Origin of the sequence: Magnetovibrio sp. (assembly GCF_036568125.1) — a bacterium.
Taxonomy (GTDB): Bacteria; Pseudomonadota; Alphaproteobacteria; order Rhodospirillales; family Magnetovibrionaceae; genus Magnetovibrio.
In genome coordinates this window covers 83,802-96,030 of record NZ_DATCTF010000007.1, presented here as the reverse complement: position 1 = coordinate 96,030, position 12,229 = coordinate 83,802, and the positions used below count along the sequence as shown (strand labels likewise).

Below are 12,229 nucleotides of genomic sequence, written 5' to 3'. Positions count from 1 at the left end.
CTCCTGAGTTCGACAGCGCGGTCAGTCGCCCTTCCAGGCTTTGACCGCGTCACGGCCGTTCTTTTTGACGTCGTAGAGCGCCATATCGGCACGCTCGATGGTTTTGACGATGTGTTCGACCGTGTCGATTTCCGCCACGCCGAACGACGCGGTGATGTTCAACTCCTTGCCGCCCGGCCCATACGGCATGGTGGTCTGGTCCAGTTTGACGCGCAATCGTTCCAAGACCATCACCGCGGTATCCAGATCGGTATTGGGCAGGCACAACAAGAATTCTTCCCCGCCATAGCGATAAACCATGTCGTAGGGCCGCAGTTGGTCGCCGATCATGCCGGAAACATGCCGCAACACCATATCGCCCACCACGTGGCCATAGGTATCGTTGATGGCCTTAAAGTGATCCAGGTCGACCATCGCCACCGAACACAGGGTGTTGGTGCGCCGGGCGCGTTCGCGTTCGATATCCAATTCGACCATCATGTCGTGGCGATTGCGCACCCCGGTCAGCGGGTCCATTTTGGTCAGACCGCGCCACGCGTCGTTTTGCAGATGCTGAACCAGGTCGTTCAAGTCCAACAGAGTGTTCATAAAATGCGTGTAGTCGTCGACCGGGTGCGGTTCGCCATCGGGGCTAGCGGTCAAAAAACCTTGGACCTGCTCAACCAGTTGGCCCAAACGTTCGCCCAAAACGATAAAGCCGGGATTGTTGCGAAACGCCTTGGACTCATCGCCTTCGTACCATTTGCCCAGCGGTATATCGCCGATACCGTCCACCGTAAAGGCACTGGTGTCGTGATTGACCACAACCCGGTCATGCCATTTCTTGAACCAATCGGTCTGCTGTGAAATCGCGCGTTCAATGCCGCTGATGCCCTCCAGAATCGTTTCCGGCAGCACAACGACAGGACGCCCTTCCGAAGAGGAAGATTGAGCGGTCCCCATGTTTTTTCCCTTTTGAGCTCTGAGCGCACTTTTGTTGCGTCTCTATTGCTCTCTGGGTAGCAAGATTACGACTCTTTCTCAATCCCCAATACGGACCATGCGGCCATCGTAAATCGTCTTGCATACCTCAGCGCGGTCGTTTCAACCTTTTTCGAGGCACAACAGCCGTTTTCTATATTTGACATGAAAGGTCAACGTCACCGTCAAAAATGAACAAATCCGCCTTTTACAAAGAAGCCCTGTTTAAAATCGAAAACAGTCGAAAATAATATTTTCAAGGTGCATTTTTTATATTGCATTCAAAGGGTAAGGGGACTAATTCACGGCTCATAGACGCACACGCACGTGCCGCTGGCCCATAGTGGTTTATGCAACGACGAACGCGTCCTTTTTTGACAACGCCGGTCGAGGCCGGGTCTAAAAGGGGTGTACCGATGTTTGCAACCGATCTGGGCAGCAATGCCCGATTCCGACGTCAAATTTCTCAAAAACCGCAAATCTCGCTGGTTCCGGATCTTGCCGAAGGCATTCAACTGCCCGACGAACAAGGCGGACTTTCGCCGCGAATCGCGAAATTCATCGCCACGCATGAATTGCCGTCGCCGTGTCTGGTGATCGACGTCGATATCGTCGAACACAATTACATGCAGATGACCCATGCCTTGCCGTTGGCGCACGTCTATTACGCGGTCAAAGCCAATCCGGCCGCAGAAGTCGTCGCTCGCTTGGCCGAACTGGGTTCGAATTTCGACACCGCCAGCCCTGGCGAAATCGATCTGTGCCTGAACCTCGGCGTTGCGCCGTCGCGCATTTCTTATGGCAACACCATCAAGAAACAGGCCGACATCGCCTATGCTTACACCCAAGGCATCCGCATGTTCGCGTTCGACAGTGAAGCCGAATTGGAAAAGATCTCCATCAGCGCGCCGGGCTCGAAAGTCTATTGCCGCATTCTGGTGGAAAGCGAAGGCGCCGAATGGCCGCTGTCGCGCAAATTCGGTTGCGAACCGGACATGGCGTTGGACCTGTTGCTCAAAGCCCAAGATTTGGGCCTGGACCCGATCGGCGTGTCGTTCCACGTCGGTTCGCAGCAGACCAACCTCAACCAATGGGACCCGGCCATTGCGCAAGTCGCCAAGCTGTTCGAACGCGCATCAGCTCAGGGTGTGGACCTGCGCATGATCGACATGGGCGGCGGGTTCCCGTCGCGTTATCGCGCCGACGTGCAGCCGGTGGAAGATTACGCCGACAAAATCATGTCCGCGATGGTGCGCCACTTCGGCGCCGCCTTGCCGGAAATGATCCTCGAACCGGGGCGTTCTCTGGTTGGCGACGCGGGCGTCATCCAGGCCGAAGTCGTCCTGACGTCGAAGAAAAGCGCCAGCGAAGACAAACGTTGGGTGTATCTGGACATCGGTAAATTCTCAGGCCTCGCAGAAACCATGGACGAAGCGATCAAGTATCGCATTTTGACCCCGCACGACGGCGGCGAAACCGGCCCCGTGGTGCTGGCCGGCCCGACCTGCGATTCCGCCGACATCTTGTACGAAAAAACTGCGTACGAAATGCCGTTGGCCTTGGAAGCCGGCGACAAAGTGCTGATCCTGTCCACCGGTGCGTACACCACCACCTACTCCGCGGTGAACTTCAACGGCTTCGCGCCGCTTGAAGCCGTGTGCATCTAAGTCGAGGGACCGGGCCCATGTACGCCCTGCAGCAGCCTCAAGCCCTGCACCCGTTTCACGTCACGGTGACGACGGAACGCCCTCACCATGCTGAAGCCATCGAAGCCTTGGTGGACCTGGACTTCGGACCCGACCGCTTGCGCAAGACCGCCTATCGGTTGCGCGACGGCGTGGCGCCGATCTCCGACCTCGGCATGGTCGCCGTGGACGGCTCTCGCCTGCTCGGCACCATCCGCTATTGGCAGGTGCATGTCGCGGGCGCGCCCAAGACCTTGCTGTTGGGACCGATCGCCATCCACCCCGACCATCAGGGTCAAGGCATCGGCAGCACGTTGATGATCACCAGCCTCGACAACGCCAAGGCGTTGGGCTGGGATGCGGTGATCTTGGTCGGCGACGAACCGTACTACCGCCGTTTTGGCTTCCGCCGCGCTTTGGCCGAAAATCTGGCCCTGCCCGGTCCGGTCGATCCGGCGCGGTTCTTGGGGCTTGAACTGACGGACGGCGCGCTGCAATCCGCCTCCGGCATGGTCAAACGCGCAGCCCACTAGGCTCAACAAGACACGTCAAATAAGGCCGGGAGACATCCCGGCCTTATGCGTTTACCAATCAACGTGGATCATTCCCACACTCGAACCAGGGTTTACACTGGAACTTTCGTATCAATGGGAGTAGATTGCGCTTTTCTAATATACGGCCATCATCCTATGCTATTGAATTTACGAATGTTTTTCCCGTTTCTCGCTTGGTTCCCCATGGTCACCAAGGAAACTTTGCGCGCCGATATCATCGCGGGCATCACCGGTGCGGTGATTGTTCTGCCCCAAGGTGTGGCGTTCGCGATGATCGCCGGACTGCCGCCGCAGTACGGTTTGTACACGGCCATGGTGACACCGATTGTCGCGGCGCTGTTCGGTTCATCCAAGCATTTGATTTCCGGTCCGACCACGGCCATTTCCATCGTGGTGTTTTCCACCATCAGCGGCTATGCAACGCCGGGCACGCCGGAGTTCATCTCTCTCGCGCTCACGCTGACATTTTTGGCGGGTGTTTATCAATTCGCCTTCGGCCTCGCGCGTTTGGGTATGGTGGTGAACTTCGTATCTCATACGGTGGTCGTGGGTTTCACTGCGGGCGCAGCCATCCTCATCGCGACTTCGCAGATGAAAAACGTCCTTGGCGTGAATGCGGTCCGGGGCGATAGCTTCCTGCACACGTGGGTCAATATCTGGGACACATTGGGATCGTTTAACGGCTATGTGTTCTTGGTGGCCATGACGACCTTGGTCCTGGCGCTCGCCATCAAACGTTGGAAGCCCCGTATTCCCAATCTATTGCTTGCCCTGATCGCTGGCAGCGTCCTGTCCTACGTCTTGGGCGGTGAAAGCCATGGCGTGACGGTGGTTGGTGAGATTCCCGCGCAACTTCCTCCCCTGTCCAGCCCCACGTTCTCGTTTGCGACCGTCAAGATGCTGGCGCCCCAAGCCTTCGCCGTCGCCTTGTTGGGCTTGATCGAGGCCGTATCCATCAGCCGCTCCATCGCCGCGAAATCCCACCAACGCATCGACAGCAGCCAGGAATTCGTCGGCCAGGGCCTGTCCAACATCGTCGGCAGCTTCCTGTCCAGCTATGCCGGTTCCGGCTCGTTCACCCGCTCTGGCGTGAACTACACCGCTGGCGCGCAGACGCCGTTGTCGGCCATCTTTGCCGCCGTGTTTCTGATGGGCATCGTGTTGCTGGTGGCGCCTTTGTCGGCTTATCTGCCGCTGGCGGCCATGGGAGGCGTCATCATGGTCGTCGCGTTGAACCTCATCGACATCAAGCAGATCAAGCATGTTCTGGTTTCATCGAAAACAGAATCCGCGATCTTGCTGACGACCTTTTTCTCGACGTTGTTCTTGGAACTGGAATTCGCGATTTATCTGGGCGTGCTGGTGTCCTTGGTGATCTTCCTGGCGCGCACCTCATTCCCCGAAATCGTGACCCTGGCCCCGGATGTCGATCCTCGCTTTGGCCGCCACATCCTCACCGATGTCACCGCCAAGCCCTTGGCGGAGTGCCCGCGCCTGAAGATCGTGCGTGTGGATATGTCGATCTATTTCGGCTCCCTCAACCACATCGAAAAGAAACTCTACGACATTTCGGAAAAACAGGGCGTTCAGCACATTCTGATTATGGGCGCCGGCATAAACCTGGTGGACCTCAGTGGTTCGGAAATGCTGTTGCATCTGTCTCAGCACTTGGAAAAAAAGGGTGGTGGATTGTATTTCTGCGGTCTCAAGCCCGGCGTCTATCAGTCGATGGCCAAGGCGCACCTGATCCGCGACATCAAAAATTGGCACTTCTTCGATGAAAAGAAAGACGCCATCCGAACCCTGCGTCGCCTATTCCGCAAACAAGGCGCATGCGAAAATTGCTCTTTGCAGGTATTCCAGGAATGCAAAGCGGAAGCGGCTGAGTAACTCAGCTTGCCGAGGCTTCTCGCCACGCGGGTTTGTCAGAGCACAGCACATCAAAAAAGGCCGGAGGAAACTCCGGCCTTTCGCATTTTTTTCCCATGATCCTTCCGCTTCACGACGCCGGCATGGGGAACCGCAAGCGCACCAACGTCCCCTCACCCGGCGAACTATCGATGAGCATCTCCCCTTCGTGCAGCTCCACCAGTTGTTTGCTGAGCGGCAACCCCAGTCCGGTACCCTCGGCGGTTTGTTCATGGTTGTCGGGGCGTTCAAAGGGCCGTAAGGCTTTTACGATACCGGCTTCGTCCATCCCGATGCCTGTGTCCTTGACGGCGATTTCCACGAACCTGCCACTGTCGCCATTGTAGGAGACCGAGATCTCACCGCCATCGGGCGTGTACTTCACGGCATTGGTCAAAAGATTGACGATGACCTGTCGCACACGCAATTCGTCTGCGCGGAGCTGCAGGACAGAGGGGGGGGCCGCAATGCTGATATCGACACCTTTTTGCGAGGCTTGCTCGCGTACCAGCATTACCGATGCTTGTACCAGTTCAGATAGATCAACATCGCTTTTGTAGAGTGTGAGCTTTCCGGCTTCGATCGCGGAAATATCCAAAATGTCATTGATGATCTGCAGAAGATGACGCCCTGAATTGTAGATGTGGCCGCTGTATTCGCGATAGGTTTCATTACCGATCGGCCCCAAAATCTGGTGATTGATGGTATCGGAAAAACCGATGATCGCATTCAGCGGCGTGCGTAATTCGTGGCTCATATTGGCGAGAAACGCCGATTTGGCCTGACTGCACAGTTCCGCGTAATCCTTGGCCTTGATCAGTTCTTGCTGAGAGGCCAGCAACTCTTCTTCGGCATGCTCGCGAACGGCAATTTCGCGTGTCAGTTCCCGCGTGCGCTCGCGGACGCGCTCTTCCAACTCGTCGTGCGCTTTTCGCAACGCATCGCGGCTTTTTTCCAGGTCCCTCTCCATGTTGATACGCCGGGTGATATCTTGGCCAACGGCAAGAAACGCTTCTTGTCCATGAAAGACGATCGGACGCATCGACACCAACAAATGGATATGTGTTCCATCGGGTTTGATCGCCGTAACGGCGGTGCTGTCGACCCGCCCGGTTGCGCGGACTTGTTCCAGAACCTGCAATCGTTTTTCGGGGTCTTTCCAATAATCTGGGCTTTTGGCAACGCCAAAATCTTTGGGCGACAAACCGAAGGTGTCGCAAAACGTGCCATTGGCGTACAGAATAGAACCGTCGTCTTGACGGGATATGGCCAGTGTGGTCGGCGCCAATTCCGTCACCGAGCGAAAGTTGACCTCGCTTTCGCGCAGCGCGCGCTCTGTCATCAAGCGCTGGTCGATATCGTCGAGAATAAAAGCAAACACTGCCGTCGCCGGGGCGAACACCGCCAAGAACGGAACGGCTGCGTTTTGAATCGCGCGCAACGCAATATCGGGCGGCAACAGGAAGAACCACAGCGTCACCCCCAAATGCACGACCAAACCAAACATCAAAAATGGCACAGGCCCAACGGGCCAACCGCGATGTTTGCGGCCGTAACGATAACTCAAGCCAATGATGATCGAAGTCGCAACGGCGCCAATCGACACCACAGCCCCAGGGCCGCCGATCGACAAGCGGTAGACCGATGAAATGATACCCGCGATCACACCGACCACCGGGCCGCCGTAAAAACTTCCGACCGACAGGATCACGAACCTGGCATCGAAAATCACCCCTTCGGCAAACTCAATAGGGGCGGCCATGGCGGTGATGCAAATACCGCCGAACAATAAGCCCGACACAATTTGGCCGAAGATCTGCTCCTGCTGCCAGCGCCGCACGATAAAGCTCAGCAGAAAGCTGAGCGATAAAACCAGAGCCGCGCTTTTGGCAAGATCAACAAGCATTATCGAGTTCCCAAAACGAAGCCCATTTTATCAATTGTTGATAAAGTATATCCGCGATACATCACTATGTATGTAGAATGGACTATATTGCCAATGATTATTTCCCAGCTTACTACATTTAGCAATATTTTGGTGTTGTTTTGATCGGGAACGGTGACGGCCTCACCCCTCCGAACAGCCTGAAAACCCTCATTAATTTTTCGAATGCAAAGAATGGCGCTAGCGGCTGCCCGCCGCCAAGGCTGCCCCAAAGGCGATGAACAAAGTCCCGCTGACCTTGTTGATTTTGCCGCAAAGCGATTTGCGTCCTTTGACAACCAGCGCACTCGACAGCGTGGCCCAAACCATCAGACCGCCGAACGACATGGCCATCAAGGTCAGCCCCATGATGGCCAACTGGCTCCAAATCGGATGGGCTAAGTCGATGAATTGGGGAAACAGCGCACCAATGAATACGATCGCTTTGGGGTTGCTCAACGCCACCGCGATGCCTTGCAGATAGCTTTTGCGCCGCGACGGTTGAACGATCAAACCGTCGGCATTCGACAGGTCAAGCGCCTTAGCGCGCAACAGCTTGATGCCCAGGTATATCAGGTACGCTCCGCCCGCCAAACGCAACACCGTAAAGGCCTGTGACGAAGCTTCCATCACGGTGCCCAAGCCGAATGCTGTCAGGCTCACCAAAATCGCCAATCCGGTGATGTTGCCGAGGATCGGAACCACCGCCCGGCGCACACCAAACCGCGCGCTGTGCGTCACCGCCAGCAACACTGCGGGTCCCGGCGATAACACCGTGACCAACGTCACGGCAACGAAGGACGACCACAGCTCCAGGCTCATGGCCGCGATCCTTAAATCAGTCCCGCCAGCGGCGACGAGGGATCGGCGTACATCTTTTTCGGCATGCGTCCGGCCAGATACGCCAGGCGTCCCGCTTCGACCGCCATTTTCATCGCGCGGGCCATCTTGATCGGGTCCTTGGCTTCGGCAATCGCGGTGTTCATCAACACCCCGTCGCAGCCCAGTTCCATCGCCACCGCCGCGTCGGACGCGGTACCCACGCCCGCGTCGACCAGAACCGGCACATTGGCCTGTTCGATGATCATGCGGATGGAAATGGGGTTTTGCACCCCCAGGCCCGAACCGATCGGCGCGGCCAGCGGCATGATCGCGACGCAGCCCATTTCCTCCAGAATTTTCGCCTGGATGGGGTCATCGGCGCAGTAAACCATCACCTTGAAGCCTTCGTCGATCAGGGTTTGCGCGGCTTTCAAGGTCTCGGGCATGTTCGGATACAAGGTCTTTTGATCGCCGAGCACTTCCAATTTGACCAAGTCCCAGCCGCCCGCTTCGCGCGCCAAGCGCAAGGTGCGCACCGCTTCGTCGGCGCTGAAGCAGCCTGCGGTGTTGGGCAGATAGGTGTAGGTCTTGGGATCGATGTAATCGGTCAGCATCGGTTCCTTGGGGTTGGACACGTTGACCCGGCGCACCGCCACGGTGACGATTTCCGCGCCCGAAGCCTCGATGGCTTTCTTGGTTTCCTCGAAATCCTTGTATTTGCCGGTGCCGACCAACAGGCGCGACCAATAGGTTTCGCCCGCAACCTCGAAGCAATCGCCCTTGGTGTTGGGATCGTCACACGGATGGTCCGGAGCGCCGCCACCGATAAAGTGGACGATTTCCAGCTTATCGCCGTCGTCGAGCGCGGTTTCGCCATACGTGGACTTGGGCACGATTTCCAAATTGCGCTCGACCGCGACCTTGGCTGGGTCGAGACCGATTCGGCTCAGCAGCTCGTTGACCGTGAGTGACGCTTCGAAATCCTGGGATTCGCCGTTGATGGTGAGACGCATGTCCCTATGCCCTTCCATTTTTAATCTGCTATTGTCGCCGTTTCGGCGATGGATCGATGATGTGGGTTTTAACATAGGCCAAAGTCCCTATTCCACAAGCGATTGTGCGTGCTATAAACCGCGCATACAGAATCTTAGGGATTAACCACCAAACTGTGGTATTCGCACTCCTTAAGACCCTGAACGTTCAAAAGGGGAACTCGAACATGTCTGGCAAGGTCTTGGTCCTCAACGGGCCGAACCTCAACCTTCTGGGAACGCGAGAACCCGATGTTTACGGCGCGGAAACGCTGGCGAGCATCGAGGCCAATTGCCGCGCGCGCGCAGAGGGGCTGGGCCTGGATATCGAATTCCGTCAAACCAACACCGAAGGCCAGCTGGTCGATTGGGTTCAACAAGCCCGCGACACGCACGACCTGCTGATCGTCAACGCCGGTGCCTACACGCACACGTCGGTGGCGCTGCTCGACGCGCTGAAAGCGGTGAGCCTGCCGGTGATCGAAGTACACCTTTCCAACATTCACCAGCGCGAGGACTTTCGCCATCACTCCTATGTCTCCAAGGTCGCCCAAGGCATGATCTGCGGCTTTGGCGGCTTCGGTTACGAAATGGCGTTGGAATCGGCTGCACGCACGCTGACCAAGAAGTGAGATAAATAGCTCATGAGCAAAAAAATCGACGTCGATGACGACCTGATCCGCAAACTGGCTGGCCTGATGGACGACACCGGCTTGACCGAGATCGAGATCGGGCAAGACAATTTCACCGTCCGCGTCGCCCGTGGCGGCACGATCGCCGCCGCTGCGGCACCGGTCGCCGCAGCCCCAGCGCCGGCGGCTTCGACGGAAGCGGCTCCGGTTTCTCACGCCGATCATCCGGGCGTGGTCACGTCACCGATGGTGGGCGTCGCCTACACCGCCGCCGAACCCGGCGCTGCCCCGTTCGTCAACATCGGCGATGCGGTTTCCGAAGGCCAAGTGGTCCTGCTGATCGAAGCCATGAAGGTGTTCAACCAGATCAAGGCCCCGCGCAGCGGCACGGTGAAGAAAATCCTCGTGGAAAGCGGCTCACCAGTCGAATTCGGCGAACCTCTTCTGATCATCGAATAAGCGGCGAGGCAGCGCATCCATGTTCGACAAGGTCCTCATCGCCAACCGAGGTGAAATCGCCCTCCGCATTTTGCGCGCGTGCCACGAAATGGGCATTCGCACCGTCGCCGTGCACTCCACGGCGGACGAAAGCGCCATGCACGTGCGCCTTGCGGACGAAGCCGTATGCATCGGCCCGCCCGCGGCCAAAGACAGCTACCTCAACATCGCCGCCATTTTATCGGCGGCGCAGATTTCAGGCGCCGACGCGATCCACCCGGGCTACGGCTTTTTGTCGGAAAACGCCCACTTCGCATCGATGGTCGAAGAGCACGGTTTCGTCTTCATCGGCCCGACCGCCGAACACATCACCTTGATGGGCGACAAGATCGCCGCCAAGGAAGCGGTGATGAAAGCCGGCATCCCGGTGGTGCCCGGATCCGACGGCGGCGTCGGCACCTATGAAGAAGCGGTCAAGGTCGCCAACGACATCGGCTATCCGGTGATCATCAAAGCCACCGCCGGTGGCGGCGGCCGCGGCATGAAGATGGCCCCCACGGCGGCCGACCTGGAACTGGCCTATCGTTCCGCGCGCTCCGAGGCGGAAAGCGCGTTCGGCAACGGCGAGGTCTATATCGAAAAGTTCCTCACCAAGCCGCGCCACATCGAAATTCAGGTTCTCGCCGATCACTACGGCAACGTGGTGCATCTGGGTGAACGCGACTGTTCATTGCAGCGCCGTCACCAAAAGGTCTTGGAAGAAGCCCCCTCGCCCGCGCTGAACAAAGAACAGCGCGAAGAAATCGGCGCCATCGCCGCAGAGGCGGTCAAAAAAATCGGCTATCGCTCGGCCGGTACCATCGAGTTCCTGTACGAAGACGGCAATTTCTATTTCATTGAAATGAACACCCGTTTGCAGGTCGAACACCCGGTCACGGAAATGATCACGCGTCTCGACCTGGTTCGTGAAATGATCCGCATCGCCGCCGGTGCGCCGCTGGGCTACACCCAAGAGGACATCCCCTTCATCGGTCACGCGATCGAATGCCGCATCAACGCGGAAGACCCCGAAACCTTCATGCCGTGCCCCGGCAAGGTCGGTATCTATCATGCCCCGGGTGGTTTGGGGGTGCGTGTCGATTCCGGCCTCTACACCGGCTACAACGTGCCGCCGCATTACGACAGCATGATCGCCAAGCTGATCGTGCACGGCACCAATCGCAACGAATGCCTGATGCGGTTGCGCCGGGCGTTGTCGGAATACGTCATCGATGGCCTGAAAACGACCATTCCGCTGCACCAAAGGCTGGTCACCGCGCCAGACATCGTCAACGGCGATTACGACATCCACTGGCTCGAACACTTCATGGAGGAAGGCTCGGACTGACCCGCGCCACTCGCCCCTTTTTAAAGCCCCCGCATCCACACGGATCGGGGGCTTTTTTGTGCCGAACTGGACCCGAATTACCACTTAAAAGAGAAATACTATCAACAAGTTACAGCACTAGATTGGATTTATTTTATTTAATTGACATTTTTCTCATATATGAAATTTTCCCCCCGCCTCCCCGCTTATAAAAAACCCCTAACAAGGAGAAATACCTATGTCGAAAGTCGCCGCTTTTATCTGGAGTCTGGGAAGTGACAACCTGCCTTTGCTGTTCGTCATCATCGGCGCGGTCATGCTCAGCTGGATGTTCTTTGTTGGCGACATGGTTCTCGCCACCCCCCAATAAAGGGCAAGCGGGCGTACACACGCTGCGCGTCGACGTCTGAAACGGAAACGTTGAGGATATTTACGGGGCGCTCAGCGACGACGCTTGGAAGGGATGGGGACCGCGACGCGTTTCGGCGGCGGGGCCAACCATTGGCGGACTTGGTTCCAAGCCCGGTCCCACTGGGAACGCCCGCCCCCGCGGCGGTCGCCATCCTCTTCACCCAACAACATCACGGCCACGCCGATCTGCACGCTGCCGAAGGTCAGGCCGTTCAAAAACACCAGCAGAAAAAACGCCACAAACCCCACGTCCGAGCTCATCATCAAGGTGCGCAGCCCGCCGGTATCAAGCGCCACCAAAACGCTCACGAACACAAACGCGAGGCCAAAGCCGATCGCAGCGTGAATCAACAAAAAACGCACTAAAATAGGCATAACGCGGCTCCTGTCTTGGGACGTCTTATTCTTTCAAATAGGCTAGCACCAAGCGCATGTTCAGTGCAAATGATCCCGCACCGCACATCGTGGATGAAATACGTTCAAGCCAAGCCTATATTG

The 12,229-nt window shown here is 57.2% G+C and carries 12 protein-coding genes and 1 pseudogene; 7 read left to right on the top strand and 6 right to left on the bottom strand.

Annotated features, from left to right (window positions below; all coding sequences use genetic code 11):
* Positions 1-21: 21 nt before the first annotated feature.
* Entirely contained in the window at positions 22-942 is a 921-nt protein-coding gene (locus VIN96_RS03680; protein WP_331894082.1) for a diguanylate cyclase, read from the bottom strand.
* 434 nt (positions 943-1,376) lie between these two features.
* Here VIN96_RS03680 and VIN96_RS03675 point away from each other — a divergent pair, with 434 nt between their 5' ends.
* The 3 genes from VIN96_RS03675 to VIN96_RS03665 all read left to right on the top strand — a co-directional run bounded on the left by VIN96_RS03675 (position 1,377) and on the right by VIN96_RS03665 (position 5,089).
* The gene (locus VIN96_RS03675; protein WP_331894081.1) at positions 1,377-2,627 is read left to right on the top strand and encodes a type III PLP-dependent enzyme; all 1,251 of its coding nucleotides are present in this window, start codon (positions 1,377-1,379) and stop codon (positions 2,625-2,627) included.
* A 17-nt stretch (positions 2,628-2,644) separates the two neighbouring features.
* Entirely contained in the window at positions 2,645-3,178 is a 534-nt protein-coding gene (locus VIN96_RS03670; protein ID WP_331894080.1) for an N-acetyltransferase, read from the top strand.
* A 174-nt stretch (positions 3,179-3,352) separates the two neighbouring features.
* The gene (locus VIN96_RS03665; protein ID WP_331894079.1) at positions 3,353-5,089 is read left to right on the top strand and encodes a SulP family inorganic anion transporter; all 1,737 of its coding nucleotides are present in this window, start codon (positions 3,353-3,355) and stop codon (positions 5,087-5,089) included.
* A gap of 109 nt (positions 5,090-5,198) precedes the next feature.
* Here VIN96_RS03665 and VIN96_RS03660 read toward each other — a convergent pair whose 3' ends face one another.
* From VIN96_RS03660 to thiS, 4 genes and pseudogenes are all read right to left on the bottom strand, one after another.
* Complete coding sequence (locus VIN96_RS03660; RefSeq protein ID WP_331894078.1) at positions 5,199-7,013, bottom strand: LytS/YhcK type 5TM receptor domain-containing protein; 1,815 nt, start codon at positions 7,011-7,013, stop codon at positions 5,199-5,201.
* 219 nt (positions 7,014-7,232) lie between these two features.
* Positions 7,233-7,853, bottom strand: a complete 621-nt coding sequence (locus tag VIN96_RS03655) for a LysE family translocator (RefSeq protein ID WP_331894077.1) — start codon at positions 7,851-7,853, stop codon at positions 7,233-7,235.
* Between the two features lie 11 nt (positions 7,854-7,864).
* The gene (locus tag VIN96_RS03650; RefSeq protein WP_414675590.1) at positions 7,865-8,680 is read right to left on the bottom strand and encodes a bifunctional sulfur carrier protein/thiazole synthase protein; all 816 of its coding nucleotides are present in this window, start codon (positions 8,678-8,680) and stop codon (positions 7,865-7,867) included.
* Positions 8,681-8,866, bottom strand: a pseudogene (gene thiS / locus VIN96_RS16680) (sulfur carrier protein ThiS); the annotation flags it as partial.
* A 206-nt stretch (positions 8,867-9,072) separates the two neighbouring features.
* Here thiS and aroQ point away from each other — a divergent pair.
* The 4 genes from aroQ (at position 9,073) to VIN96_RS03630 (ending at position 11,690) form a co-directional block, all read left to right on the top strand.
* Entirely contained in the window at positions 9,073-9,516 is a 444-nt protein-coding gene (aroQ, locus tag VIN96_RS03645; RefSeq protein WP_331894075.1) for a type II 3-dehydroquinate dehydratase, read from the top strand.
* Between the two features lie 12 nt (positions 9,517-9,528).
* Complete coding sequence (accB, locus tag VIN96_RS03640; protein ID WP_331894074.1) at positions 9,529-9,975, top strand: acetyl-CoA carboxylase biotin carboxyl carrier protein; 447 nt, start codon at positions 9,529-9,531, stop codon at positions 9,973-9,975.
* 19 nt (positions 9,976-9,994) lie between these two features.
* Positions 9,995-11,341, top strand: a complete 1,347-nt coding sequence (accC, locus tag VIN96_RS03635; protein WP_331894073.1) for an acetyl-CoA carboxylase biotin carboxylase subunit — start codon at positions 9,995-9,997, stop codon at positions 11,339-11,341.
* 217 nt (positions 11,342-11,558) lie between these two features.
* Positions 11,559-11,690 carry a hypothetical protein gene (locus tag VIN96_RS03630; RefSeq protein ID WP_331894072.1) on the top strand — a complete coding sequence of 44 codons (132 nt, stop codon included), beginning with the start codon at positions 11,559-11,561 and terminating at the stop codon, positions 11,688-11,690.
* Between the two features lie 71 nt (positions 11,691-11,761).
* On the opposite strand, the gene VIN96_RS03625 is transcribed toward VIN96_RS03630, so the two are convergent.
* A complete protein-coding gene (locus VIN96_RS03625; RefSeq protein ID WP_331894071.1) occupies positions 11,762-12,106 on the bottom strand; it encodes a hypothetical protein in 345 nt (114 codons plus the stop codon).
* Positions 12,107-12,229: the final 123 nt, after the last annotated feature.